Origin of the sequence: Micromonospora sp. Mcm103 (assembly GCF_024519755.1) — a bacterium.
GTDB lineage: Bacteria > Actinomycetota > Actinomycetes > Mycobacteriales > Micromonosporaceae > Micromonospora > Micromonospora aurantiaca.
This window is the reverse complement of record NZ_JALJRJ010000009.1, coordinates 155,185-179,870: the sequence shown is the minus strand read 5'-3', so window position 1 is coordinate 179,870 and position 24,686 is coordinate 155,185. Positions and strand designations below refer to the sequence as shown.

At 73.0% G+C, this 24,686-nt stretch carries 24 protein-coding genes; 10 read left to right on the top strand and 14 right to left on the bottom strand.

Features of this window, described 5'->3' with window-relative positions; genetic code table 11:
* Positions 1-11 precede the first annotated feature (11 nt).
* The 12 genes from OC439_RS14025 to OC439_RS13970 are packed head-to-tail and all read right to left on the bottom strand — an operon-like array spanning position 12 to position 11,010.
* Positions 12-389 carry a Zn-ribbon domain-containing OB-fold protein gene (locus tag OC439_RS14025; protein ID WP_262013781.1) on the bottom strand — a complete coding sequence of 126 codons (378 nt, stop codon included), beginning with the start codon at positions 387-389 and terminating at the stop codon, positions 12-14.
* Positions 389-1,531, bottom strand: coding sequence for an acetyl-CoA acetyltransferase (locus OC439_RS14020; RefSeq protein WP_262013780.1), 1,143 nt, complete (start codon positions 1,529-1,531; stop codon positions 389-391). The genes OC439_RS14025 and OC439_RS14020 overlap by 1 nt, the downstream gene beginning before the upstream one ends.
* Entirely contained in the window at positions 1,528-1,971 is a 444-nt protein-coding gene (locus OC439_RS14015) for a MaoC family dehydratase (RefSeq protein ID WP_046566734.1), read from the bottom strand. The genes OC439_RS14020 and OC439_RS14015 overlap by 4 nt, the downstream gene beginning before the upstream one ends.
* The gene (locus tag OC439_RS14010) at positions 1,968-2,468 is read right to left on the bottom strand and encodes a MaoC family dehydratase N-terminal domain-containing protein (RefSeq protein WP_046566736.1); all 501 of its coding nucleotides are present in this window, start codon (positions 2,466-2,468) and stop codon (positions 1,968-1,970) included. The genes OC439_RS14015 and OC439_RS14010 overlap by 4 nt, the downstream gene beginning before the upstream one ends.
* Positions 2,465-3,691, bottom strand: coding sequence for a RidA family protein (locus tag OC439_RS14005; RefSeq protein WP_262013779.1), 1,227 nt, complete (start codon positions 3,689-3,691; stop codon positions 2,465-2,467). The genes OC439_RS14010 and OC439_RS14005 overlap by 4 nt, the downstream gene beginning before the upstream one ends.
* Entirely contained in the window at positions 3,688-5,082 is a 1,395-nt protein-coding gene (locus OC439_RS14000) for an MmgE/PrpD family protein (RefSeq protein WP_262013778.1), read from the bottom strand. The genes OC439_RS14005 and OC439_RS14000 overlap by 4 nt, the downstream gene beginning before the upstream one ends.
* A complete protein-coding gene (locus OC439_RS13995; protein ID WP_262013777.1) occupies positions 5,079-6,347 on the bottom strand; it encodes a CaiB/BaiF CoA transferase family protein in 1,269 nt (422 codons plus the stop codon). Before OC439_RS13995 ends, OC439_RS14000 begins: the two co-directional genes overlap by 4 nt.
* The gene (locus OC439_RS13990) at positions 6,344-7,378 is read right to left on the bottom strand and encodes an LLM class flavin-dependent oxidoreductase (protein ID WP_262013776.1); all 1,035 of its coding nucleotides are present in this window, start codon (positions 7,376-7,378) and stop codon (positions 6,344-6,346) included. The genes OC439_RS13995 and OC439_RS13990 overlap by 4 nt, the downstream gene beginning before the upstream one ends.
* Positions 7,375-7,914 (bottom strand): MaoC family dehydratase, encoded by a 540-nt coding sequence (locus OC439_RS13985; protein ID WP_046566743.1) that lies wholly within the window; start codon positions 7,912-7,914, stop codon positions 7,375-7,377. Before OC439_RS13985 ends, OC439_RS13990 begins: the two co-directional genes overlap by 4 nt.
* Complete coding sequence (locus tag OC439_RS13980; protein WP_262013775.1) at positions 7,914-9,452, bottom strand: class I adenylate-forming enzyme family protein; 1,539 nt, start codon at positions 9,450-9,452, stop codon at positions 7,914-7,916. Before OC439_RS13980 ends, OC439_RS13985 begins: the two co-directional genes overlap by 1 nt.
* A gap of 46 nt (positions 9,453-9,498) precedes the next feature.
* Positions 9,499-10,296 (bottom strand): SDR family oxidoreductase, encoded by a 798-nt coding sequence (locus OC439_RS13975; RefSeq protein ID WP_262013774.1) that lies wholly within the window; start codon positions 10,294-10,296, stop codon positions 9,499-9,501.
* 39 nt (positions 10,297-10,335) lie between these two features.
* Positions 10,336-11,010, bottom strand: coding sequence for an isochorismatase family protein (locus OC439_RS13970; protein ID WP_262013773.1), 675 nt, complete (start codon positions 11,008-11,010; stop codon positions 10,336-10,338).
* A 175-nt stretch (positions 11,011-11,185) separates the two neighbouring features.
* On the opposite strand from OC439_RS13970, the gene OC439_RS13965 reads away from it, so the two are divergent.
* The 3 genes from OC439_RS13965 (at position 11,186) to OC439_RS13955 (ending at position 14,595) form a co-directional block, all read left to right on the top strand.
* Entirely contained in the window at positions 11,186-12,052 is an 867-nt protein-coding gene (locus OC439_RS13965; RefSeq protein ID WP_262013772.1) for a DUF4437 domain-containing protein, read from the top strand.
* A 243-nt stretch (positions 12,053-12,295) separates the two neighbouring features.
* Positions 12,296-13,129: a cyclase family protein gene (locus OC439_RS13960; RefSeq protein WP_262013771.1), complete on the top strand. Its 834-nt coding sequence runs from the start codon at positions 12,296-12,298 to the stop codon at positions 13,127-13,129.
* Positions 13,126-14,595, top strand: coding sequence for an MmgE/PrpD family protein (locus OC439_RS13955; RefSeq protein ID WP_262013770.1), 1,470 nt, complete (start codon positions 13,126-13,128; stop codon positions 14,593-14,595). Before OC439_RS13960 ends, OC439_RS13955 begins: the two co-directional genes overlap by 4 nt.
* 74 nt (positions 14,596-14,669) lie before the next feature.
* Here OC439_RS13955 and OC439_RS13950 read toward each other — a convergent pair whose 3' ends face one another.
* Complete coding sequence (locus OC439_RS13950) at positions 14,670-15,512, bottom strand: HpcH/HpaI aldolase/citrate lyase family protein (RefSeq protein WP_262013769.1); 843 nt, start codon at positions 15,510-15,512, stop codon at positions 14,670-14,672.
* A gap of 102 nt (positions 15,513-15,614) precedes the next feature.
* Here OC439_RS13950 and OC439_RS13945 point away from each other — a divergent pair, with 102 nt between their 5' ends.
* On the top strand, positions 15,615-16,322 hold the full coding sequence (locus OC439_RS13945) for a hypothetical protein (protein ID WP_262013768.1): 708 nt from the start codon (positions 15,615-15,617) through the stop codon (positions 16,320-16,322).
* A gap of 14 nt (positions 16,323-16,336) precedes the next feature.
* Here the strand turns inward: OC439_RS13945 and OC439_RS13940 are convergent, their stop codons facing one another.
* Complete coding sequence (locus OC439_RS13940; RefSeq protein ID WP_262013767.1) at positions 16,337-17,158, bottom strand: IclR family transcriptional regulator; 822 nt, start codon at positions 17,156-17,158, stop codon at positions 16,337-16,339.
* Between the two features lie 193 nt (positions 17,159-17,351).
* Here OC439_RS13940 and OC439_RS13935 point away from each other — a divergent pair, with 193 nt between their 5' ends.
* Genes OC439_RS13935 through OC439_RS13910 form a run of 6 tightly spaced genes read left to right on the top strand, consistent with a single transcriptional unit; the run spans position 17,352 to position 24,669 of the window.
* Positions 17,352-18,305 (top strand): flavin reductase, encoded by a 954-nt coding sequence (locus OC439_RS13935; protein ID WP_262013766.1) that lies wholly within the window; start codon positions 17,352-17,354, stop codon positions 18,303-18,305.
* A gap of 5 nt (positions 18,306-18,310) precedes the next feature.
* A complete protein-coding gene (locus OC439_RS13930; protein WP_262013765.1) occupies positions 18,311-19,588 on the top strand; it encodes an acyl-CoA dehydrogenase family protein in 1,278 nt (425 codons plus the stop codon).
* Positions 19,585-21,087 carry an aldehyde dehydrogenase family protein gene (locus OC439_RS13925; protein WP_262013764.1) on the top strand — a complete coding sequence of 501 codons (1,503 nt, stop codon included), beginning with the start codon at positions 19,585-19,587 and terminating at the stop codon, positions 21,085-21,087. Before OC439_RS13930 ends, OC439_RS13925 begins: the two co-directional genes overlap by 4 nt.
* Complete coding sequence (locus OC439_RS13920) at positions 21,084-22,007, top strand: oxaloacetate decarboxylase (protein ID WP_262013763.1); 924 nt, start codon at positions 21,084-21,086, stop codon at positions 22,005-22,007. The genes OC439_RS13925 and OC439_RS13920 overlap by 4 nt, the downstream gene beginning before the upstream one ends.
* Positions 22,007-23,212 (top strand): FAD-dependent oxidoreductase, encoded by a 1,206-nt coding sequence (locus tag OC439_RS13915; protein ID WP_262013762.1) that lies wholly within the window; start codon positions 22,007-22,009, stop codon positions 23,210-23,212. Before OC439_RS13920 ends, OC439_RS13915 begins: the two co-directional genes overlap by 1 nt.
* Positions 23,209-24,669 carry an aldehyde dehydrogenase family protein gene (locus OC439_RS13910; RefSeq protein WP_262013761.1) on the top strand — a complete coding sequence of 487 codons (1,461 nt, stop codon included), beginning with the start codon at positions 23,209-23,211 and terminating at the stop codon, positions 24,667-24,669. The genes OC439_RS13915 and OC439_RS13910 overlap by 4 nt, the downstream gene beginning before the upstream one ends.
* Positions 24,670-24,686 lie beyond the last annotated feature (17 nt).

Sequence of the window (24,686 nt, the reverse complement as noted above, 5' to 3'; positions counted from 1 at the left end):
GGTAGCCTCCGTCAGCGGTGGAAGACCGGCAGCGCCCGGCCGTCGTCGAGGTCGAGCCAACCGACACGGACCGGGTCGCCGATCCGCCAGTCCTGCCCTTCGAGGGTGGACAGCACGAATGGTCCCTCGGCGAGCCGGATCCGGGCGATCGTGTACGGCACGGCAGCCTCCGGCACGGGTGCCCGGTGCACCACGGTGAACGTGTCCACGACGCCGTGGCCGGACGCCTCGACGAACCCGAGATCCACCATCGACGAGCAGGCGGTGCACAGCGCACGCGGCGGATGCTGGACGTGCCCGCAGGACCCGCAGGTCTGCAGCGTGTAGCGGTGCTCCCGGGTGGCGTCCCACCAGCCGGCCGTCACGTCGTCGGGTGGCGGCACGTGCATCACCGCACCCCCAGCACGACCGTCGCGTGCGTGGACAGGATCCCGCCGGTGCCGTGCGCCACGGCCACCCGGGCGTCGGGCACCTGCCGGGCTCCCGCCTCGCCGCGCAGTTGGCGGACCGCCTCCACCAGCAGCAGCACCCCGTACTGACCGGGATGGCAGTACGACAGGCCGCCGCCGGAGGTGTTCAACGCCAGCTCACCGCCGGGACGGATCCGGCCGTCGGAGATGAAGTCGAGCCCCTCCCCCGGCCCGCAGAAGCCCAGCGCCTCGATGCTGAGCGCGGCGGTGATGGTGAAGGAGTCGTACACCTCCAGCACGTCCACGTCAGCCGGAGTGATGCCGGCCCGGGCGAACGCCTCCCGGCCGGACTCGCGCGCGCCGGTGGCCGTCAGATCCTCGACCGCGGTCATTGACGTGTTCGTCGACCGTTCGCCGTACCCGAGAACCCGTACCGGCGGGTGCCGCAGGTCGCGGGCCCGGTCGAGCGTGGTGAGCACGACCGCCCCGCCACCGTCGGTCACCAGGCAGCAGTCGGCGACGGTCAGCGGGCTGGAGACCATCGGCGCGGCGAGCACGTCGTCGACGGTCAGCGGCCCGGCGCCGTAGCGGAACGCGACCGGGTTGAGCAGCGCCCACGCCCTGGCGGCGACCGCGATCTCGGCGAGCTTCTCCCGCGTCCCGCCGTACCGGTGGAAGTACTGTTGTGCCGCCATCGCGTAGTACGACAGCGGGTACAGGGGGCCGTACGGCGTCTCGAACTGGGCCTCCGGGACGTGCTCCTCGACGACTCCGCCGAGGCTGCGCGAACGCGCGGAGCGTTGGTTCGACGCGAAGCTGATGACAACCGTGGACACCTGGCCGGCTTCGATCGCCTGGGTGGCACGGGCGACCATCATCTCGGCGGCCGACCCGCCGACGAACGTCGAGTCGACCCAGCGGGGCCACAGCCCGAGATATTCGGCGAGCTGTGTGGTGGAGAAGCGGGACACCCCGGTGGTGGCCAGTCCGTCGACGTCGGTGAGGGTCAGCCCGGCGTCGGCGAGCGCCCGGGTGACGGCCTGGGTCTGCAGCGTGAGCGTGGACTTTCCGGTGCTGCCGAGGTCGCACTCGGCCGCGCCGACGATCGCGACGCCGCTCACCGCGCGCCAGGCCCGTCGGCCGTGCCGAGCAGGACCGTCGCGTGGGCGGGGCGGGCTGCGGGCCGCTGTGGGCCGTACTCGCCGGCCAGGATCGTGGCGGAGAGGTCGACCCGGACGCGGTCGGAACCGACCTCGACCACTGTCGCCTCGCACCGGACCGTCTCGCCGGCGAACATCAGGTTGCGGAACGTGAACGACAGCTCGTGCACGAAGCAGCGCGGGCCGAGCGCGTCCTGGAGCAGCTCGACGAAGAGCGCCCCGAACACCTGCCCGTCCACGACCGGGCCCGGGACCCGCGCGGCGGCCACGAACTCGGGGTCGAAGTGCAGGCGGTACCAGTCCCAGGTGGCGCCGGCGTAGGCGACCATGTCGGTGAGCGTGATGGTGCGCTCCAGCGCGGGCAGCGCATCCCCGACGTTCGGTGGCACCCTCGATGTCATGCGGCACCGTCCAGGCTGACCAGGATGATCGTCTCCTCGTTGACGGCGAGCAGCTCGCCGTCCTGGTTGGTGTACGTCGCGCGCGAGGAGACCACGAGCATGTCCGCGCCGGTGCGGGTCTGCTTCTCGGTCAGGTCGTGGATCTCCCAGGTCGCGATGATGACGTCGTCGGGGCGTACCCGGCGGTGGAACGTGTAGCTGTTGCCGCCGCGGACCTGGCGGGTGCCGGGGACATCGAGGTGCCAGGAGTGTCCGGCGTAGCCGTCGCTGTTCATCGGGAGGTTCGCGTACTGGTTGGTCTCGCAGATGAGCGTCGGCGGAGCGGTCACGCCCGGCAGGCCCTGCGCACGGGCGAACTCGGGGTCCGAATACAGCGGGTTGTCGTCACCGATGGCCAGGCCGAAGTACCGGCCGGCAGCGGCGCCGAGCGGTTCCGGCGCGGTGTACACCTTCCTCGTGCCCAGCAGCGCGCGCAGTTCGTCGGTCAGCAGGCTCACGCCGTCTCCTCCGCTCCGCTGATGTTCGGATACACCGCCGTCGGGAACACCTCGAGCAGGAACTCGGGGCGCAGCAGGGCCTTGCAGATCGCCCCGGTCGACGCCGGCCAGGGCGGGCTGAGCAGTCGTTCCCGCACGCCGGCCACGCCCCGGTACGCCGGCAGCGCGGACTCGACGCAGTACTCGACCGTCTCCAGTAGGTGCTCCGGTCCGAGGCCGGCGTGGCGCAGCAGGTGCAGGATCGCGCCGTACGTCGCCTCGGCCTGCGCCACGATGTCGTCGGGGTGCAGGGCCTGCTGCGTCTGCATGTCCAGCGCGGCGAAACCGGACATGTACAGCGTCCGGCCGGCCCGGACCCCGGGGGCGTAGGTGAGCGTGTCGTAGCGGGACCAGCCCGGGTTGACCAGTTCCAACCGGTGCCGGGAGGCTGTGACGTCGATCGCGACGAGCGCGTCCGGGTGGTGCAGCCGGCTCATCAGGATGCCGCCCGCGCCCGGGTACACGCCGGCGCCGCCGAGGCGTTCCCGCCGCACGCGGTGCGTCCGGCGGTACACGTCGCGGGTCTCCGGCGTCGAGTAGTCGTAGGTCGTGACGACCGCGTCGAGGGACAGCCCGACCGCCGTGAGCAGGTCGCCCGCCCGGTCCAGGCAGTAGGCGTACTGCGCGGCGAAGTCCCCCGGGTGGACCACGGCGCCGGTGGCGTCGACCGGGAGCATCGTCGGTAGGTACACCGCGCCGTCGTGGCCGGTCCGCACGGTGGAGGCCTGCCAGGTGCCGGCCGGCCGGGGCTCGCTGGCGGCCAGCACCTCGCCGCCGCCGCGGACCGCGTGCAGCTCGACCTCCAGCAGCGCGGTACGCCGCACGAGCCGCTCGACGACGACCGTCCGCAGCACGGGCTCGTGGTCGCCGAAGACCTCCCGCCGGACCGCCGCGGCCGCCTCGTACTCGGCGAGTCCGGCGACCGTCACGTTCTCGGTGACCCGGGTGACGTCCTGCGGCCCGAACCCGGCGGCCGCCAGGATCGTCAGCACCTTCTCGTACGCGGTGCGCGCCTGCGCCGCCATGTCCCCGGTGACCGTCATCCTGCCGACCGCCTCGTCGAACGCGGCGGAGGTGTGGCCGGAGGTCCAGGCCGCGTCGCCCTCGGCGAGGCCGAGGCAGAACGTGAAGCCGTCGTACGGGAACCAGCGAAAGGAGGGCGGTTCGATGGCGTGTGGTGTCACGGGCGGTCCCTGCCTGTACCGGCGGCTGCCAGCGCCGCCATGAGCGGTTCGATGGTGTCCATCTCGTCGAGACGGGACAGCAGGTCGACGACGTCTGCGGTGTCGCCACCGGCGTTGCCGTGGAACTTCGCGACGAGTTGCTCGTCGGTCAGCGGGTTGTCCGGGCCGCCCGCGCTGCGTGGCACGCTGCCGGGAACGGCCGAGCCGTCGACGAGCGTGATGCGGGCGGTGCCGGGCGCGTCGGCTGCGGGGCCGCCGGTGGGGGCAACGTGCCAACGCACCAGCCGGGCAACGCGTTCCACCTCGGGTCGGCCGAGCGAGTCCGGCTCGTACGTTGCGGTGGTCAGGTCACCGTCGACGACGGCGGCGGCGATGCTCCACGGCAGCGAGAACTTCGCCGCGTACGGCGACGCCGGTCGCGCCAGGTCCCGCCGGGTGTCGCAGACCGTGGGCACCGAGTCGGGGTGCACGTCAACGTCGATCGCGACGACGTCGACGGAACGGACACCGCCGCGGCGCACCGCGTCGCGGACCGCGTCGATCGCGGCGTGGGAGAGTTGGCACGCCGGGTACGGCTTGATGCCGATCCGGGTGGTCTCCCAGCGTGTGCCGAGCTCGGCGGTGATGGACGCGAGGTCGACCGCGCCGGCGGCCAGCGCGTCGTAGACACCGTGCGGGCCGTCGAGGACGTTCGCCGGGCCGCCGGCCCCGGCTGCGGCCAGCCGGGCGGCGAGGATACCGGCGTGCCCGGCGAATCCCGGGTGCAGCTGCTTCGTCGAGGCGCCACTGTGCAGGAACGCCAGGAGCCCGCCGGCCTGGCTGCCGGCGATGCCGAGTGCGTCGGTCGTCCGCGCGGCGTCGAGGCCGAGCAGCCGGGACGCGACGATCGCCGAGGAGAACACGCCGGCCACCATCGTGGCGTGCAGCCCCCGGGCGTGGAAGCCGTGCGACGCGGCGGCGGCGACCCGGCACACGGTCTCGTAGCCGACCACGGCGGCCTCGAGCACGGCCCGGCCGGGCGCGCCGACCTGCTCGCCGACGGCGAACGCGGCCGGCAGCACCACGGCGGTGGCGTGCACGAGGCCGCCGGCGTGGGTGTCGTCGAAGTCCAGTGCGTGCACGAGGGTGCCGTTGGCGAGCGCGGCGGCCGGCGCACCGACCCGGCCCTGCGACCCGATGATCGTCGCCTCCGGCGGCCCGCCGAGTCCCCGGGCGACGACGACGGCCGGTATCGGCGACGGCCCACCGGGCTCCCCCGGCATCGAGCTGGCGCGCAGTCCACCCAGCGCCGTGCCGACCCCGTCGAGCAGGTGCCGCAGCGCTGCGGCCCGGACCGCGGCCGGCATCTCGACGTGGCCCGCGCCCCACTCGGCAAGCTCCTCGGCGATCATCGTGACGTGGCTGTGGTGTCGAGGCTGTCAGGGGTGTCGGGGGTGTTCGCGCCGTGTGCCGGCTCGGCATCGCCGAACGCGCCGGCCGCCCGCAGCGCCACCACCTGAGACTCGTCCAGGCCCAGGATCTCCCCGGTGACGAGTGCGAGGTCCTCGTTGCGCTGCGGTGCCCGGCGGTAGGTGGGCGTCTCGTCACCGACCCGCACCGGGGACGCGAGTTGCCGTACCTCGCCGTAGCGGGGGTGGTCGGTGGTGACCACGAGGTTCCGGGCGGCGGTGTGCTCGTCCACCAGGGCCGCGCCGACGTCGTTGATCGGGCCGCACGGGATCGACCCGGCGTAGAGCTGCGTGAGCCAGTCGTCGACGGTCTTCTGCCGGAAGATCGCCTCCAACCGGGGCACCAGGTCGGCGCTGTGCTCCCGCCGGCCGGCGAAGGTCGCGTACGGCGAGCCGGCCTCGGCCCACTCCGGGTGGCCGACGATCTGGCACAGCCGGGCCCAGAACTTCTCCTTCGCGCAGCCGACGACCATCCAGCCGTCCTTGGCCTCGAACGCCTGGAACGGCACGAGCGACGGGTGGGCCGAGTGGTGTGTGCGGACCGGCTGGAACCCGGTGTTCAGGTGCCACGTCGCGGGATAGGTCAGCATCGACACCGCGGTGTCGTAGAGGCTGACGTCGCAGTCCATCCCGACGCCGTCGCGGCGGGCGGCGTGCACCCCGGCCAGCAGCGAGATCGCGGCCACGAAGCCGCCCGAGTAGTCCACCAGTGACAGTCCGGACTTGGTGGGCGGTCCGTCGGGCTCACCGGTCAGCTCCATCCAGCCGGCGAGACCCTGCAACACGTAGTCGTAGCCGGGTTCCTGCTTGCGCGGCCCGGTCATCCCGAATCCGGTCAGCGACACGCACACGATGCGCGGGTTGAGGTGCTTGAGGTCGTCGTACCGGATGCGCAGCTTCTCCGGCACGTCCCCGCGCAGGTTGGAGTACACGACGTCGGAGACCGCGACGAGTTGTTCGAAGACGCCGCGCCCGGCGGCGGTACCCAGATCGAGAGAGACGCTGCGCTTGTTGCGGTTGAACGTCTCGAAGAAGAGCGAGTCCTCGTCCTCGGCGTACGGCGGCACGTATCGGCCGACGTCGCCGCCGGCCTGCGGGTCCTCGATCTTGATGACCTGGGCGCCGAGGTCGGCCAGGTGCACGCTGCCGAACGGTCCGGCGCCGTACTGCTCGACCGCGATGATGCGCAGGTCCTCCAGCGGTCTCACGTGGTCGCTCCCGTCAGCTCACCGATCAGCGCGATGATCTCGTCCTGGGCCGCGCGGATCTCGACGGCCGGCAGCCCGTGGGTCGGCGGGCTCAGCTTCACGGTGTCGGCGATGCCGTCATAGGCCGCGATCCGGGCGGCGACGTCGTCGCGGGTGCCGGCCATGGTGAGCGCGTCGACCATCCGGTCGCTGACGCTGCCCGCGAGGTGGTCCGCGCCGGCACCGGCCCGGAACGCGTCGATGACGGCCTGCTGGTCCTCGGCGAGGCCGTGGAACGCGAAGAAGTCGGCGTAGGTGCGGACCGTGGCGTAGAAGCCGACCACACCGGCGGCGCGGCGGCGGGCGAGCGCGGGGTCGGCGGCCACCGAGCAGCACGCGGAGACGACGACGTCGACGTCGTGGCGCGTCTTGCCGTCCGCGCGGTCGATGCCGAGCGTGAGGTCGGGCAGGACGTGCTCCCGCAGGTACCCCGGTGAGCACAGCTCGTGGCTGATCCAGCCGTCGCCGATCTCGCCGGCCAGCCGGGTCATCAGCGGGCCCATCGCGGCCAGGTACACCGGGATCGGCCGCTCCGGAACGGCGTACGGCCGCTCGTAACCGCGGATGTGCATCGGCTCGAACTCGCCGTCGGCACGGATCTCGGCGCCGGTGGTGCAGGCGTCCCAGAACAGCCGGATGTTGTGAACCGTCTCGCGCAGGTGACCGACCGGCTTGCCGAACGGCACGTTGTGCCATTGCTCGTTGAGCCGGCGCACCCCGGAGCCGAGGCCGATCACGAACCGGCCACCGGACAGCTCGTCCAGGTCGAGCGCCTCCAGCGCGGTGATCATCGGGCTGCGGGTGAACGCCAGGACGATCGAGGTGCCGATCCGTGCGGTCGACGTCGCCCCGGCCAGGGCCGCGGCGGTGCCGGTCGCGCTCCGGTGCAGCTCCGCGGCCCACAGCACCTCGGCGCCCGCGCGTTCCGCCCGGCGCCCGGCGTCGGCCAGCTCCGCGAGCGTCTCCCCCCACGGCTGGTACGTGAGCCTCATGCCGTTTCCTTGCTGTCGCCGTCGAGGGAGAGTGGGGACTTCCCCACCGGGAAGAGGTTTTCCAGCTGTTCGGCACCCCGGCGGTACACGTAGAACGTGCGCTTGAAGGAGCAGACCTCGTCGCCGTGCTGGTTGAGCGTGCGGGTGCGCACCGTGACGATGCCGGCATGCGGGCGGGACGCGGACTCGCGCTTCTCCAGCACGAGCGACTCGCTGTAGAGCGTGTCACCGGCGAACACCGGGTGGGTCATCCGGATCTCGTCCCAGCCGAGGTTCGCGAACGCGTTCTGGGTCAGGTCGGTGACGCTCTGCCCGACCGCGATGGCCACCGTGAGCGTCGACACCACGAGCGGCTTGCCAAACTCCGACCGCGCGGCGTACGCGGCGTTGAAGTGCATCTCGTTGGTGTTCATGGTCAGCAGCGTGAACCAGGTGTTGTCGGTCTCCGTGACGGTGCGTCCCAGCGGATGCTGGTAGACGTCTCCGATCTCGAAGTCCTCGAAGAACCGCCCGGTCCAGCCTTGCTTGAGCCCCATCAGCCAATCTCCTGACAACGCGCGAGGTACCCGTCGCGGATCGTCCGCTTGAGGATCTTGCCGCTCGGGTTGCGCGGCAACGCGTCGACGACGTGCCACTCGCGGGGCACCTTGTAGCGGGCCACGTGCTGCCGGACGTGGCCCTCCAGGGCTCCGACGTCGATCCGCGTCCCCGGGCGGGCCACCACGAACGCGGCGATGCGCTCGCCGTACACCTCGTCGGGCACGCCGATGACGGCGACCTCGTCGACCGGCTGGTGGCGGGCGATGACCTCCTCGATCTCGCGCGGAAAGATGTTGACCCCGCCCGCGATGATCATGTCGTTCTTCCGGTCGACGATGGTGATGAAGCCCTCCTCATCGCGCACGGCCACGTCGCCGACGGAGAAGAACCCGTCGGCGTCGTATCCGGCCCGGGTGGCCTCCTCGTCGTCGAGGTAGCCGGCCAGCAGCAGCGGCGAGCGGGCGAACAGCTCGCCGGGCTCACCCGGCCCCACCTCGTTGCCGTCGTCGCCGGTGAGCCGGATCTCGTTCCAGAACCAGGGATGCCCGACACTGCCGGCCCGTTCCAGGGCGAACTCGGGGCGCAGGTTGGTGACGATGGAGCACTCGGTCGAGCCGTACAGCTCGTGCACGTCGACGCCGGGGAACGCGGCGATCACCCACTCCTTCAGCGCGACCGGCAACGCGGCGGCGTTGAAGTAGAGCGTCCGCAGCGCCGACAGGTCGTACCGGGCGGCCGGCTCCTCGCAGAACCGGCGGAGGTGCTGGGCGTGGGTGGGCACCAGGAACACCGTGGAGGCGCGACTGGAGGCCATCAGGTCCAACAGCCGCTCCGGATCCCAGGTCGGCAGCACGCTGCACGAGCCGCCGAGCATCGGGGCGGTGTAGGCGAACGCGAACCCCGCGCCGTGGTACATCGGTGCGACGGCGATCGTGCTGCGGTTGGGGCCGAGCCCGTAGTCCAGCCCGACTCCGAACGCGGTGAGGACCCGTCCCCGATGGGTCAGCAGGACGCCCTTGGGCCGCCCGGTCGTGCCGGAGGTGTAGGTGACGCAGAACGGGTCGAGTTCGTCGACGGGGACCTGCGGATCGACCGCGCGGCCCTGTCCCAGGAACGTCTCGTACCGCTGGCCGACCTCGCCGGCGAAGCTGAGCACGAGCGGCAGGTCGTCGAGCAGGCCGTCGACGTTGCCGGCCAGCTCGTCGGCCAGGACGATCCCCCTCGCCCGGGAGTGGGCGAGGATGTACGCGTTGTCCGAGCTGTTGTTCTTCGTGTTCAGCGGCACGGTCGGGATGCCGGCCTTGGCCATCGCCGCCGATATCTCGAAGTACTCGTAGCGGTTGTTGCTCAGCACCGCGATCCGCTCACCGGGGGCGATGCCGTGCGCGAGCGTCGCGGACGCGAGCCGGTTGGAGCGCTCGTCGAGCGCGCCGAACGTCACGGCGTGGTCGCCGTCGACGACCGCGACCCGGCCCGGCGTGGCCCGGCCGAACTCGCGGATCCCGGCGGCCATGTTGAGCTGCACACCCTTCACCCGGTGCCATCCCTCCCTGATTCATTGATGCGCATGACGGCCCCGGTCAGAGTCCGTAGCGGGCGAGCACGTCCCGCTTGCCGGGGATGAGGACCTTGCGGGTCATCCGGCCGGTGGTGAGCCACGCGATCGCGTCGCCGTTCCTGGTGCTGGTCAGCATCCGTTCGACCAGGTACGGCGCGACGTCCTCGACGTGGTCGCACAGGATGTTCAGCCACCTGCGCTGCCGCGCCACCTGCTCCGGCGCGGCGGCGGCCTCGCGCAGCCACCCCTCGGTGATGAGGATGCCGGGGCGGATCTGGCCGATCCGCACGCCGGTACCGGTGACCTCCTTGGCCAGTGCCCGGGTGAAGGAGTCCAGACCACGCTTGGTGGCCGCGTAGACCCCCATGCCGGGGCGGATCCGGCCGTCGCTGCCCCCGCCGAGCACGTTGAAGACCTGGCCGCCGCCGGCGGTGAGCATGCCGCGGACGGCGACCTGCGACCCGTACACGGTGCCGAGCATGTTCGTGGTGACCATCGTCCGGACGTCCTCCGGCGCGGTGTCGACGATCGGCCGGGTGGTGTTGGCGACACCGGCGTTGTTGATCCACAGGTCGACGCCGCCCAGCGCGTCGACCGCGGCGCTCCACATCCGCTCGACCTGCTCGGCGTCGGTGACGTCCACGGCGAACCCGTGGACCGTCGCTGCCGTGAGGGCCTGTGGGCGCAGCCGTGCGACGGCGTCGTCCACGGCCGTCCGCGAGCGCCCCGAGACGACGACGGAGTGGCCCCGCGAGAGCAGCTCGCGGGCGAGCGCGAAGCCGATCCCCCTGGTGCTGCCGGTGATGACTGCCTTACGCATGACTGCTCCTGCCCACTCAAGTCGGGAGAACGGGTCCGGTCAGTGGCCGGCCAACCGGGCGACCGCGTCGGCCAGCGGCACCACGTCGGCATACTTGGCGTCGAGGTCGAAGAGGTTGGCCTCGTGCGGGCCGGGATCGCGGTCGGCGCACGCCTCGCGCACCACCATCGGGCGGAACCCGTGTTGCAGGGCGTCCACCGCCGACGCGCGGACGCAGCCACTGGTGGAGAAGCCGCCGAGCACCACCGTGTCGACGCCGGCCGCGGTGAGCCAGGCGGCCAGGGCGGTTCCGGCGAAGGCGCTGGCGTAGTGCTTGTACACGATGTGATCGCCCGGGGCAGGCGTGACCTGGGTCGGGAAGTCGCCGAGTGGGTTGCCGGCGGCGAACGCGGTCAGTGCCGGCACCTTCGCGGCGAACAGGGGTGCTTCGGCGCAGGACTCGTCGGCGTACCGCACCGCGGTGAAAGCCACCGGAACCCGGGCGGCGCGGGCCGCCGCCACCAGCGCGGCCATCGCGGCCATCGCGGCCTCCGCGGTGGCCAGGAACAGCGGCGACGAGGGTACGGCGTACGCGGCGACGGGGTCGACCAGCACGAGCCCGGGCCGGGTGCCCCAGCCGAGCCGGCGGGCGAACCCGGCACCGGCGTAGTCGGCATCGAGCCTGCCGCCGCGCGCGGTACCGCCGGGGGTGGCGGACAGCTCGGCACCGTTCATTCGACGCATCGTATGCGTTGGATACATCGTTTCGCTAGGGGGAACATTGCGAGACGACGGGCTTGCCGCGCCCGTGGAAACAGTGTTTCCATTGCAGCCATGCCGGTCTCGGACGGCGCCGATCTCACCACCGCCGGCTGCCGGGCGGCCTGAAACGCGAAGTGAGGAGCAGCGGGTGCGAGCGCACGTCGAACTGATTCACGAGAATGACTACATCTGGCACGTCGGGGAACTGCCGCACGGCGAGGGCGGGGTCCACGAACGCCGGCTCTCCACAGACGAGGAGGACGGATCGTCCTCGCTGGCGTTGCGGTTCGACAGCGACTGGGGGCGCGGGCCGGGCGTGCCGCACGCCGACACCGAGTTCTTCGTGCGGTCCGGCTCGCTGATCTACGGCGGTCAGGAGATCGGCCCGGGCGGCTATCTTCAGGTGCCCCGCGGCGTGCCGATGGACTGGATCAAAATCCGCGAGGGCTCGTCGGTGCTGCACTGGCGCGAGTACGGCGACTGCGGTTTCGACGTCGGGAAGGCACAGTGGAGTCCGGCCTCAGCGCGGTGGGAGACCGCCGTCGGCGAGGTGACGGTGGTCGATTCCAACGACATGGAGTGGACCGCCGCCCCGACGGTCGGGCCGATCACCCCGCTCTACATCAAGCTGCTGCACCGCGACCCGGTGACCAACTTCTACACCCGCCTGATCCGGGCCCACAAGGGCTGGAGCGACCACCGGCTGGCCCACCACCCCTGCTACGAGGAGTTCTACACGCTCGGCGGGAAGATGGCGTACAACTTCGGCGACATCGACGAGGGCACCTACTGCTTCCGGCCGGCCGGGGTGAAGCACGGCCACTTCGTCGCCGAGACCGACATCGACTGGATCATCCGGTCGGACGGCGAGCTGGTCAACTGGTACACCACCGATGAGTGGGTCAAGTGGGGCGGCACGGCGACCAACTACCACGAGCACGACGAGGCGCCGGTCATCTCCACCCTGCCGGTGCGGTCCCGTTCGCGCGGCCCCTGGTCCGGCGACGGGATGTGACGGCGACGGGGTGCGACGCGGCCACGACCACCGCCGCGTCACACCCCATGCTCGCCGACCAGGGTGGGCACCTCGTTCCCACGTACGGCAGCACCAGCACGCCGCCCTCGACCAGCAGGTCGTAACGCGCCACCGCGCACCCCCTTCACCGTCTGCGTTTCGGAGAACGTGACAGGGTTTCCATTACTGAGAGATGGCGGCTAGATTGACGTCCCAACCTCGGTCGGTCCAAGTGGAGGTCCCGTGCCCGGTGCACCGCAACCCGACGTCGACCCCGGCGTCACCGCGCTGTGGCCGGCGCTGGCCGGGGCCCGGGTCATCGACCTGGCCCAGCCGATGCGCCAGGGAATGCCCCAGTCACCGAACCACCCGCCGTTCCGGATGGTGATCGAGCGCCGCCACGGCGACCTGGTGCGCGCCGACGGCGGCAGCGCCGCCAACGAGGTCATCATCACCGGCGGGCACGTCGGTACCCACGTCGACGCGCTGGCCCACGTCTCGCAGGACGGACTCGTGCACTCCGGCCGGCCGGCCGCGGCAGCGCAGTCCCACGAAGGCTTCGCGGAGCTGGGCATCGAGACGTTCGACCCGTACGTCGGACGGGCCGTGCTGCTCGACGTCGCCGCCGTGCACTCCACCGCCGTGCTGCCGGCGGGTTACGAGATCACTCCGGACGACCTGGAGCGGGCCGCCGGGAACACCCCGATCGCACCGGGCGACGCGGTCCTGATCGGCACCGGCTGGTCGCGGCGGTGGAGCGACGGAGCAGCATTCGTCGGGCTCGCCGACGGCGTACCCGGCCCCGGGGTGGCCGCCGCGCGCTGGCTCGCCGAGCGCGCGCCCAGGGTGGTCGGTGGCGAGACGATCGCCTTCGAGCACCTCGCGCCCGGACGCGGGCACGCCACCCTGCCGGTGCACCGGATCCTGCTGGTGGAGCACGGGATCAACATCGTGGAGACGATGAACCTGGCCGCGCTGCTGGACACCGGGGTCCGGGAGTTCCTGTTCGTGCTCAACCCGCTGCCCATCGTCGGAGCCACCGGCGCCCCGGTCCGCCCGCTGGCGGTTCTGCCGTGACGGCGGGCGGAGGTACGGCCGGGACCACGGCTGCGCCGGGCGACGAGCCCACGCTCAGCGCCCGGCTGGCGCGCTTCGCGGTCGACTGCCGTGACCACGGAGTACCGGAAGCCGTCCGCGCCGACATCCCCGGCCGGGTGCTGGACATCCTGGGGCTGGCCCTGGCAGCGCACGCCGACCCGGGGGCCGACGCCGCGGCTGCCGCGCTGCGGTCCGTGCGGCGCTGGGGCGGCATCGGCGAGGCCACCGTCATCGGCTCCGGCGATCGGCTGCCCGCCCCGGCCGCTGCTCTGGTCAACGGGGTACTGGCCCACTCGCTGGACTTCGACGACACGCACCTGCCCTCGGTGCTACACCCGAGCGCCAGCGTCGTGCCGGCCGCGCTCGCCGCCGCGGAGGCGGTCGAGACCGGTGCGGCCGCCGGCGGCGCGGCCCTGGTCGCGGCGGTGGCCGCCGGGATCGAGATCACCAACCGGCTCGGCATGGCCGGCTACCTGCCCGCAACAGGGGCCAACGTCTTCTTCGAGCGGGGCCAGCACGCCACCTCGATCTGCGGCACGATCGGCGCTGCCGTCGCGGCCGGCCTGCTCTACGGCCTGGACGACGTGGGCATCGGCCATGCCATCGGGATCGCCGCGAGCATGGGCGCCGGCATCCTGGAGGCCAACCGCACCGGCGGCTCGGTCAAGCAGGCCCACTGCGGCTGGGCCGCCCACGCCGGGGTGAGTGCGGCGGTGCTGGCGGCCGACGGGCTGACCGGGCCACCGACCGTGCTGGAGGGACGGTTCGGCTTCTTCACCGCGCACACCGGCGACTTCACCGCCGACGCGCTGCTGCGCGGGCTGGGCACCGAGTGGGAGGTGTTGCGCACGGTCTACAAGCCGTACCCGTCGAACCACTTCACCCACCCCGGCGTCGACTGCGCCCTGGCGCTGCGGGCCGGCGGGCTCGACCCGGCCGACGTCGCCGAGATCGAGCTGGGGGTGGCCGCCCCGGTGCTGCGTACCATCGCCGAACCCATTGCCGAGAAGACCCGCCCGCGCAGCGCGTACCACGCGAAGTTCTCCGGCCCGTACACGATCGCGGCGGCGCTGCTCGGCGGTGGCGGTCTGGGGTTGTCGCTCGACGACTTCGCCGGCGAGCTGCCGGCCGACCGGCTGGCGCTGGCGGCCCGGGTCCGGTGCGTGGCCGACCCCCGGGCGTCGGAGCTGTTCCCGCGTGCGTTCGCGGCGGTGCTGCGGGTGCGGACCCGCGGCGGTGCCCTCATGGAGCACCGGGTCGACTCATCGCGCGGCGGGCCGCAGCATCCGTTGAGCGCGGCCGATCTGGCGACGAAGTTCCAGCTCAACGCCGAGCGGGCGGTTCCACCGGCGCGGATCGCCGCGCTGCGCGACGCCGTGCTCGGCGCCACCGGTGCCGGGGAGACGCCATCGGCGCTACTCGCGCTGACCGCCTCGGATCGCTGAGAGCGGCTCGGGGCAGCCGTGCCCACCGCCGCAGCCGCGCGTGCTCGGCAGATGCCTGGGCCCCGGGCGGGCGTCTACACGGCCAGGGCGAGCAGGCGCCGGGCGGAGCGGACCACCGCCTCGTCCACCAGCCGGCCCTGTGCGTCGAGGCAGACTCCCACGCCGTCGCGGACCGCCGCGTCGAAGCGGGCCACCAGGTCCGCCGCCGTCGCCACCTCGTCGGGTGCGGGGGTGAACACCTCGTTCACCACCGCTACCTGCGCCGGGTGGATACAGGCCCGGCCGACGAAGCCGAGCCGCCGCAGCGCCGTCGTCGACTCGCGCAGCGCGACCAGGTCCCGGAAGTCGGTGCTGACCGGCCCCACCGGAGGCTCGATGCCGACCGCCGCGCTGGCCAGCACCACCTGTGAGCGGACGAAGAGCAGTTCCCGCTCGTCCGGCCCGAGCGTGACACCGAGGTCGGCGCGCAGGTCCGCCTCGCCGAGTTGCAGCCGCCGTACCCGGGGTGAGCGGGCGATGTCGAGGACCGCGACCACGGCCGCCGCCGACTCCAGCAGCGGCACCACGGGGGTCGTGCCCACCGGCGACCCGGCCGCCGACTCGGCCGCGCCGAGAACCTCGTCCAGGGCGACCAGTTCGGCGGCGGACTCGGCCTTCGCCACACAGAGCCCGGCGAGCCCCGGCCCCACGACGGTCGCCGCGTCGACGTGGCCCAACCGGCCCGGGTTGATCCGCACCCACCAGGCGACCCCGGGTGGTGCGGAGCGCAGGAAGGCGGCGACCGCCGAGCGGGCGGCGTCCTTGCCGGCCTGCGGCACCGCGTCCTCCAGATCGACGATCACCGCGTCCGCGCCGCGCCCCGCCGCCTTGGCCAGCTTGTCGGGCGCGTCCCCGGGCACGTACAGGTACGACCTCAACGGCTTCGGGCCCTCCCGCTCGACAACGCCCCGGCGATGCGGCCATTGTTTCGACTGCGAATACAGTGTTTCCATTAATGATCGAGGCGTCAAGGAGGCTTCATGGGACCGCACCCGCACGGCTGGTGGATTCTGCTGCACATCGTGCTCTTCGTCTTCTGGCTGGGTGGAGATCTCGGGGTCTTCTGGTCGAGCCGGTTCGTCCTCAAGCCCGACCTCACTCCGGCCGCCCGGGCCACCGCGCTGAAGATCATGGGCGGGCTCGACCTGGGGCCCAAGATCTGCCTGGTGCTCTTCCTGCCCAGCGGCGTCACGCTGATGGCGCTGGACCCGCACGGCGCGCGGGTCTTCGGAATCAACCCGTTCGGCTGGCCGATCGTCGCACTGGTCTGGATGTTCGCGGCGGCGTGGCTGGCCGCCACGATCTCCGACCACCACCGCCCTGGCCACCACCGGTGGGTACGCCGGGCGGACTGGACGGTCCGGATCGTGCTGATCGCCGGCCTGGCCGGGACCGCGCTCTACACGCTCTTCGCCGCCGCACCGTTCGGCGTGGACACCAACCCGAGGTGGCTGGGCGGCAAGATCCTGCTCTACAGCGTCGCGATCGCCTGCGGACTGGGCATCCGGCTCACCCTGCGCCCGTTCGGACCGGCCTTCGGCACCCTGATGACGACCGGCTCCACGCCGGAGGTGGAGCGCACGCTGCGGCGGGCGATCGACGGCTGCCTGCCCTACGTGTGGGGCATCTGGGGCAGCGTGCTGGCCGCCGCGGCGCTCGGCGTGCTGAAGCCGCTCGCGGCGCTGTGACCCGGGCAGGTCGGTCAGGTGCCGCTGTAACCGAGCTGAGCGGAGATCCGGCCGGTCGCCTCCAGTAGCGACTTCGCCAGCTCGGGCGAGTCCGGCTTGAACCGCCCCACCGGCCCGGCCACGCTGACGACCGCCACCACGTGCCCGTCGTGGTCGTAGACCGGTGCCGCGATCGACGTCGCGCCGGGCTGGCGTTCGCCGCGCGAGGTGGCATAGCCGCGCTTGCGGATGGCCGCCATCTCCTTGCGCAGCTTCGCAGGGTCGGTGATGGTGCGGTCGGTGACCTCGACGAGCCGGTGCCGCTCCAGGTAGGCGTCGAACTCGTCCTCGGCGACGAAGGCCAGGAACGCCTTTGACGAACTGCCGGCATGCAGCGGGTACGGGATGCCGATGTTGACGTCCAGCCGCAGCTCGTGCTCGGGCACCACCTGGTCGACGTACAGCCGGGTGTCGCCCCGGCGCAGCGACAGCGTGGCGGTCTCGCCCGTCTGGGCCGCCAGCGCGCGCAGCTCCGGACCGGCCATCGCGCGCAGGTCGGTGCGGGCCAGGTAGGCCCGGCCGAGCGTGACGGCCGCGTGGCCCAGTGCGTAGCGACGGGTGGTCGGGTCGACGATGATCAGATCCCGGCTGCGCAACGCCGTGAGGATGCGGTGCACGGCGGCCTTGGTCAGGCCCAGCGCGGTCGCGATCTCGGTGACGCCCAGGTCCGGTCGTCCGCTGCGCCCGAAGTAGAGCAGCACGTCCATCGCCCGCTCGACCGCCGCGATCGAGCGGGACTGGCCGTCGCCGTCCTCCGCAACGGCCGGCGCCGTCACCGCGGATGTCCGATTGGTCATGGGTGGTCCTCCACAGCGCTGTTCGTTTTTGTCCGGTCTCCCGAGCAGTGTAGGTCGCTCGATTCCGCCCAGCGAAACAGCGTGTCCCGGGTGTCGCCGGCCCGCCCGGACCAAACGGCGGTTGACACGGGACACCACCCCTCGTTACGTTTCTGGTAACGGCGTTTCCTGATGCGAAACGGAGAGCCTGCCAGTGTCGGTCGACAGCATCACGTTCCGCTCGGCCCTCGCCCAGTGGCCCAGTGGCGTCGGTGTCGTGACCACTGTCGTCGACGGCCGGCCGCACGGCATGACGGCGAGCTCGTTCTCCTCGGTCAGCCTCAACCCGCCGCTGGTCTCCGTCTGCCTGGGCGTCCACCTTCCCAGCCACGCCCTGGTGGAGCGGGCCGGCGTCTTCGCGATCAGCTTCCTCGGCAAGGGCCAGGCCGGCATCGGCCAGCGCTTCGCCGGCATGCGCCCCGAGATCACCGACCGCTTCGCCGGGTTGGACTGGGCGCACGCCGAGACCGGCTGCCCGGTCCTGGCCAACGCGACCGCCTGGTTGGACTGCCGGGTCGTGCATGCCTACCCCGGCGGCGACCACACGATCTTCGTCGGCGAGGTGCTCGCCGCGAGCACCCCCCGGGTCGGCGCCCCGTTGCTGTTCCACTCCAGCGTGTGGAGCCAGCTCGCCGACCCGCTGCCGGAGAGAATCGACATCGCGATCGGGGGCCGGCTCTCCCGCCTGCGCGCGAACACTTTGGCGATGGCCGGCTTCACGGTGCGGGCAACGCCCGGCCCGATGATCGCCGACGCCTTCCGGCCCGGCGGCGAGGATGCCACCCTCGCCGAGCTGGACCAGTTGCTGCGTGCCGGGCACACCGCCGTCACCCTGGTCGAGAAGGCCGACGCCAGCCCGGTGCAGGTGCGGGCAGTGCTCGCCGACGCCACCGTGCGCGCCCGCCGCGCCTCACTTCGGGTGCGGCTGCGGACCCAGCGCGGGCTCGGCCTGGTCAACGCCACGGTCGCGATGAAGAGCGGGGTCACCGGCTTCGACACCACCCTCAGCGGACGAGCGGACGCCCTGCGCACCCGCGACCTGGTCTTCCTCGCCCGTCAACTCGGGGTGTCCTGTCCCCGGCTCCCCGCCACCAACCCAGAGGAGTGACCCACATGTCCACCGGCGGACGGCTCATCGACGACCTCACCCCGGCCGAGCAGGATCGTGCGGCCCGGGTGGAGAAGGTGCTGCCCGCGCTGCGGGCCGCCGCCGCGCAGGCCGACGCCGACGGGGTGTTCCCCGCCGCGCACGTCGCGCTGCTGCGCGATGCCGGGCTGCTCGGCCTGGTGGTTCCGCAGGAGTACGGCGGCCTCGGCGGCGGCCTGCGCGACCTCGCCGCCGCCACCTTCGCGATGGGCAGCGCGTGCCCGTCGACGGCGTTGGCCTTCTTCTTCCACAACACCAGCGCCTCCCGGGGCCTGCTGCCGCTGGAGGCGATCGAACGCGGCCTCTTCGACGACGACGACGTCCCCGCCGTGCGGGCCTTCGCCGAGAAGGTGCTGACCCGGATGGCCGGTGGGGTGTGGCTGGCCAACTTCGCCAGCGAGGCGGTGAAGAGCTCGTCGGCCAACATCGCCATCTCCACCACCGCCACCCCGGCCAGTCGCGACGGCGTCGACGGCTGGTCGCTCAGCGGCGAGAAGTCGTTCGGCTGCGCCACCGGCGTCGCCGACACCTACCTGGTCACCGCCCGGCTCGCCGGGCACGAGACAGCGGACGGGCTGGCACTGTTCCTCGTGCCCCGAGATGCCGCAGGGGTCGCCTCACGGCCGAGCTGGGACGGCATCGGCATGCGCGGCTCGGCCAACCACGGCATCCGGCTCGACGACGTCTTCATCCCGGCCGACGAGGCGCTCACCGTGCCCGGCGCGTTCGTGAAGATGTTGCAGTGCAGCCGGGGCAGCTTCGTCGGCAACCAGCTGGCCATCACGGCGGTCTACGTGGGCGCGGCGCAGAGTGTCTACGACGACACGCTGACCAGGCTCACCGAGAAGACCTTCGCCGACACCGGCCGGCCGATCGCGGAGAGCCCCATGCACCAGGTGATCATCGGCAATATGACCGAACGGCTGGAGACGGCGTACCTCTGGCTGCGCCGCCAGTTGCTGCTGGAGACCAGCGAGCCACCGCTGCACCCGCACGCCGAGGTCTACCAGCAGTGGCGGTTGGCCAAGGGCTCGATCTGCGAGGCGTGCTTCGACGTGGCGGTCGGCGCGCTCAAGGCGTGCGGCACGTCGAGTGCCACCATGAACGGGCCCGTCGGCCGGGCGCTTCGCGACCTGGCGATGGGGCTGGTGATGACGTTCCCGCCGGAGCGCGGCCGGTTGGAGGCGGCCGGCATGGTCACCAGCAACCGGTCCAACAACCTGTTCGCGGCGGTGGCCGGGTGACCGGGCCCCACCAACCGGACCTGCCCGATCTCGCCGACCTGGTCGACGAGGTCTGGACACCCAGCGACACACCGCTCGGATTCGACCTGGAGGATCCGGCGACCGGGGCGGTGCGGCGACCGGCTGCCGGCACGCCGCCGCACCGGATCGAGGCCGCCGTCGCCGCCGCGTCGGCGGCGCACGAGGCCGGGAGCTGGGCCGCGCTACCGGCCCCTGATCGCGCCGACGTACTGGACGCCGTCGCCGATGCGGTCGAGGGCGTCGCGGCCGAGATCTGCGCGCTGGAGGCGGCGACCACCGGCGTGCCGATCCGGCAGACCACACCGCTGGGCGTGATCCTCGGCGGCTCGTTCCGGCTGGCCGCCGCCCAACTGCGGCAGGGCCCGCAGAGCCAGGAGTTCCAGCGCGAGGACGGCCGGATCGCGTACGCCGAACGACTGCCCTGGGGTCCGGCCGCCTGTGTGGCGCCGTGGAACGCGCCCGCGCCGATGGCCGCGCACAAGGTCGCGAACGCGCTCGCCGCCGGCTGCCCCACGATCCTCAAGCCCAGCGAGTACGCCCCGCACGGCAGCCAACGGCTCGCCGCCGTCGTCGGGGCCACGCTCGCCGCCTCCGGCGTGCCGGCCGGGGTGTTCCAGCTCGTGCACGGCGGGGCCGAGGCCGGTGCGGCCCTGGTCGGCGATCCCCGGATCCGGGCGGTCTCCTTCACCGGCGGGCTCGCCGCCGGGCGGGCGGTCGCGGCGGCCTGCGCCTACGACATCAAGCCGGTGCAGCTCGAGCTCGGCGGGAACAACCCGCTGGTCGTGCTCCCCGACGCCGACGTCGCCGATGTCGCCCGGGCCGCGGTCGACCTGCTCAGCACCCTCAACGGGCAGTGGTGCCGGGCGCTGGGTCGGCTGATCGTGCCCGCCGACCGGCACGACGAGATCGTCGCCGCGATCGCCGACCGGCTCGCCGGCCTGGTCGCCGGCGCGCCGTTGGACCCCGCGACCGACCTCGGTCCGCTGGTGCACTCCCGGCACCTGGCCCGGGTGGTGGCCGCCCGCGACGACCTGCTGGCCCACGGCGGAACCGCGGTAACCGGCACCACGCTGCCGGCGGCCGGGCCGCTGGCCGGCGGGAACTTCCTCGCCCCGACGCTGGTCACCGGCGTGGCCGCCGCGCACACCGGCGACGAGATCTTCGGGCCCGTGGCAGCGGTGCACCCGTACGCCACCGTCGACGAGGCGGTGGCGCTGGCCAACGGCACGTCGTACGGGCTGGAGGCGTACGTGCTCGGCGCGGACGAGGAGGCCGCGCTGGCCGTGGCCCGCCGGATCCGGGCCGGCGAGGTCAAGGTCAACGGCTCCTCGGTGCTCAGCCTGCACCTGTTCAGCCCGCGCCCGGCGTTCGGGCTGTCCGGGTACGGCGAGGAGGGCACCGCCGAGACCCTGCGGTTCTTCACCAACCCTCGGGTCGTCGGCGTCGAGGGCGGCTTCGCGCTGCACGGCCGGTCATGACCCGGGGCGAGACCGCCCCAGCGCAGGCTTCGCCCTCGATCACGGCCGGCGGCGCGGCGACCGCACGCCCGGCCGACGTGCTGCGGGCGCTGCTGGGCGGCGCCTCGCCGGTGCACGCCCCCGGCGTACACGACCCGCTCACCGCCGCGCTGGCCGCCGAGGCCGGGCACCACGTCGTGCACCTGTCCGGTGCGGTCTGCGCCGCGGTCGAGCTGGGCCTTCCCGACCTGGGATACCTGCACGGCACACACGTCGCGGAGCGGGCCGCGCGGCTGGTCCCGGCGCTGGCCGGCGTGCCGCTGATCGCCGACGCGGACACCGGCTACGGCAATCCGCTGCACGCGGTCTGGACCGCCCAGCGGTACGCGGCGGCCGGCGCCGCCGGGCTGCACCTGGAGGACCAGGTCAGCCCGAAGCGCTGCGGCCACCTGGCCGGCAAGGAGCTGTTGGACATCGCGGGTGCGACGGCGAAGATCCGGGCGATCGCCGAGGCGGGCACCGGCCTGGTGCTGATCGGCCGCACCGACGCCTACTCGGTGGCCGGCCTCGACGAGGCGATCGAGCGGGCCGGCCGGTTCGCCGACGCCGGCGCCGACGCGGTCTTCCTGGAGGGTGTGGACACCGCCGAGGAGTTGGCGGCGGTGCGTACCGCGCTGCCCGGCGTACCCCTGGTGGTGAATCGCTCGGAGGCGGCTGGTGTGCGCGCCTTCCCGCCCGACGACGCGCTCGGCGCGCTCGGGGTCCGGGTCGTGCTGCACCCGGTCGCGCCGATGCTGGCCGCGCTGCGCGCGGCTGCCGCCGCCTACGCCGCGATCGGCCGGGACGGTCACGCCGGCGCGGTGCCCCGGCTCGCCTGGTCGTCGTTCACCGCGCTGGTCGGCCAGGACGATGCGCTGACTCTCGATCGGAGGTACGCCTGATGCACGTACTGATCGCCGGAGCGGGGCCGGTCGGGCTGACCGCGGCGCTCGCGCTGGCCCGCCGGGGCTGCGAGGTGACCGTGCTGGAGGCCGGTGACGCCCTCGCCGCCGAGTCCCGTGCCTCCACGTTCCACCCGCCGACGCTGGAGATGCTCGAGGCGTTGGGGGTCGGCGCGGACCTGTTGGCGCGCGGGCTGGTGGCGCCGACGTTCGCCTACCGGGATCGCCGGGAGGGACTGATCGCGGAGCTGGACCTCTCGGTGCTCGCCGAGGACACCCCGTACCCGTACCGGGTGCAGTGCGAGCAGTCGAAGCTGTGCGTGATCCTGCTGGCGCACCTGGCCGGGCAACCGACGGCCCGGGTCCGCTTCGGTTGGCCGGTCGACTCGGTACGACAGGCCGCGGATCAGGCCGACGGCGGTGTGGTCGCGGTCGCCGAGGACGGCCGGGAGGTGGCCGGCGACTGGCTGATCGCGGCCGACGGCGCCAGTTCGGCGGTACGGCGGGCGCTGGAGTTACCGTTCGACGGGATCACTTACCCCGAACGGTTCCTGGTGGCCTCCACCGACGAGGACCTGCCAGTTCTGCTCGGCCCGCTGGCGTACGTCAACTACGTCTTCGATCCGGTCGAGTGGTCGGTGCTGCTGCGCACGCCGGACCACTGGCGGGTGCTGCTGCCCACCCCCGAGGACACCCCTGACGCGCACGAGCTGGGCCGGCTCGACCGGCGGCTGCGGGCGATCGCCGATCCGGGCCGGCCGTGGCGGGTGGCGCACGCCAGTTTGTACCGCGTGCACCAGCGGGTCGCCGCGACGTTCCGGCAGGGGCGGGTGCTGCTGGCCGGCGACGCCGCGCACGTCAACAACCCGCTCGGTGGGCTGGGCATGAACTCGGGCATCCACGACGCGGTCGCCTACGCGCAGGTGCTGGCCTCGGGCAGCACGGCACCGGACGGTGGGGAGCTGGACCGGGCGGTGACGGCGGTGGCCGACGAGCGGCGCCGGATCGCACTGACCTACGTGCAGGAGGTCTCCGACCAGAACTACCGCCGGATGCGGGCCACCGATCCACAGTTACGGTCCGCGCATCTGGCCGGTCTGCGCGCGCTGGCCGAGGATCCGAAGGCGGCCCGCGCGTATCTGCTGCGCAGCTCCATGATCGCCTCGCTGCGCCCCGACACCGGACAGCCGGTGGTACGGGCATGACGGCACCCGGCGGCGGCCCGGTGATCGAGCGGGTGAACCCGTCCAGGGTCACCGAGCTGGTCGGCACGGTCGGTGTGAGCGGGCCTGAGCGGGTGGACGTCCTGGTCCGCCGGGCCGACGCCGCGCAGCGGGGCTGGGCGGCCGCCGGCATCGCGCGGCGGCTCGCCGCGCTGGCCGCCGGCGCCGACGCGATCGCCGGGCGGCTCGAACCGCTGGCCGGGCTGCTGGCCCGGGAGTCGGGCAAGGTGCTCGCCGACTGCCGCGGCGAGGTCGGGTTCGCCGGCACGTACCTGCGCTGGGTCATCGAGCACGCCCCGGCGGCGTACGCGGATCGGGAGATCGACGACGCGGCCGGTCGGCTGCTGCGGCTGCCCCGGCCGTACGGTGTGGTCGCCGCGATCACGCCGTGGAATGCGCCGATCATCCTCACCCTGCTCAAGGTGGCCCCGGCCCTCGCCGCCGGCAACGCGGTGGTGGTCAAGCCCTCGCCGCTGGCCCCGCTGGCGGTCTCGGAGGTGCTGCGCCTGCTCGCCGGGGCGCTGCCCGACGGGACGCTGGCGGTCGTCCACGGCGACGCCGCCGCCGGTGCGGCGTTGGTCGGACACCCGCTGGTGCGCAAGGTGGCGTTCACCGGCGGCGGCGTGGCGGCCCGGCAGGTGGCGGCGACCGCGGCCACCCAGACCACACCGGTAGTGCTGGAGCTGGGCGGCAACGACGCGGCGATCTTCCTGCCGGACGCCGACCTGGGCACCGAGCCGATGCGCCGGCTGGTCCTGGCGAGTTTCGCCACCAGCGGCCAGGTGTGCATGGCTGCCAAGCGCCTGTATGTACACCGCGGCCGCCGCGACGAGTTCGTGGCGGCGTACCGGGCCGCCGCGGCGGAGGTGCTGCGCGTCGGTGACGCGCTCACGCCGGGGGTGAGCATGGGCCCGGTCATCTCGGCCGGTGCCGTCGCCCGGATCGAGCGGATCGTCGCGGCGGCCGTCGCCCGGGGTGCCACGGCGCTGCCGCTGGGCACTGTCGACGGTGGCACCGACCTGGCCGGCGGGTACTTCGTGGCCCCGACGCTCGTGCTGGACGCACCGGACGACGCCGAGGTGATCACCGGGGAGCAGTTCGGGCCGACGGTGCCGCTGCTGCTCTACGACGACGACGAGGAACTGCTGGCCCGGGTCAACGCCGACGAGCTGGGCCTTGGCGGTTCGGTCTGGTCGGCCGACGAGGAGCGGGCGTTCGCGCTGGCCCGTCGGGTCGAGGCGGGCTTCGTCTTCGTCAACACGCACAACCGCACCGGGCTGTCGCTGCGGGCGCCGTTCGGTGGGGTGAAGCGCTCCGGCTACGGCCGTGAGTACGCCGAGGAAGGGCTGGCCGAGTACGCGCAGACCTGCGTCGTGCACGCGCCCGGCCCGTTCCGGCCCGGTGGCGCCGGGCTACCCGCCAACGCGTACCCGGGCTGAGGCCGGGCCGCGTCGGT

What these genes read in the sequence shown, in the direction of transcription:
- OC439_RS14025 (WP_262013781.1), bottom strand. Translation starts at nt 389, where the DNA reads ATGCACGTGCCGCCACCCGACGACGTGACGGCCGGCTGGTGGGACGCC.
- OC439_RS14015 (WP_046566734.1), bottom strand. Translation starts at nt 1,971, where the DNA reads ATGACATCGAGGGTGCCACCGAACGTCGGGGATGCGCTGCCCGCGCTG.
- OC439_RS14000 (WP_262013778.1), bottom strand. Translation starts at nt 5,082, where the DNA reads ATGATCGCCGAGGAGCTTGCCGAGTGGGGCGCGGGCCACGTCGAGATG.
- OC439_RS13990 (WP_262013776.1), bottom strand. Translation starts at nt 7,378, where the DNA reads ATGAGGCTCACGTACCAGCCGTGGGGGGAGACGCTCGCGGAGCTGGCC.
- OC439_RS13985 (WP_046566743.1), bottom strand. Translation starts at nt 7,914, where the DNA reads ATGGGGCTCAAGCAAGGCTGGACCGGGCGGTTCTTCGAGGACTTCGAG.
- OC439_RS13975 (WP_262013774.1), bottom strand. Translation starts at nt 10,296, where the DNA reads ATGCGTAAGGCAGTCATCACCGGCAGCACCAGGGGGATCGGCTTCGCG.
- OC439_RS13970 (WP_262013773.1), bottom strand. Translation starts at nt 11,010, where the DNA reads ATGAACGGTGCCGAGCTGTCCGCCACCCCCGGCGGTACCGCGCGCGGC.
- OC439_RS13945 (WP_262013768.1), top strand. Translation starts at nt 15,615, where the DNA reads ATGGGACCGCACCCGCACGGCTGGTGGATTCTGCTGCACATCGTGCTC.
- OC439_RS13940 (WP_262013767.1), bottom strand. Translation starts at nt 17,158, where the DNA reads ATGACCAATCGGACATCCGCGGTGACGGCGCCGGCCGTTGCGGAGGAC.
- OC439_RS13930 (WP_262013765.1), top strand. Translation starts at nt 18,311, where the DNA reads ATGTCCACCGGCGGACGGCTCATCGACGACCTCACCCCGGCCGAGCAG.
- OC439_RS13920 (WP_262013763.1), top strand. Translation starts at nt 21,084, where the DNA reads ATGACCCGGGGCGAGACCGCCCCAGCGCAGGCTTCGCCCTCGATCACG.
- OC439_RS13915 (WP_262013762.1), top strand. Translation starts at nt 22,007, where the DNA reads ATGCACGTACTGATCGCCGGAGCGGGGCCGGTCGGGCTGACCGCGGCG.
- OC439_RS13910 (WP_262013761.1), top strand. Translation starts at nt 23,209, where the DNA reads ATGACGGCACCCGGCGGCGGCCCGGTGATCGAGCGGGTGAACCCGTCC.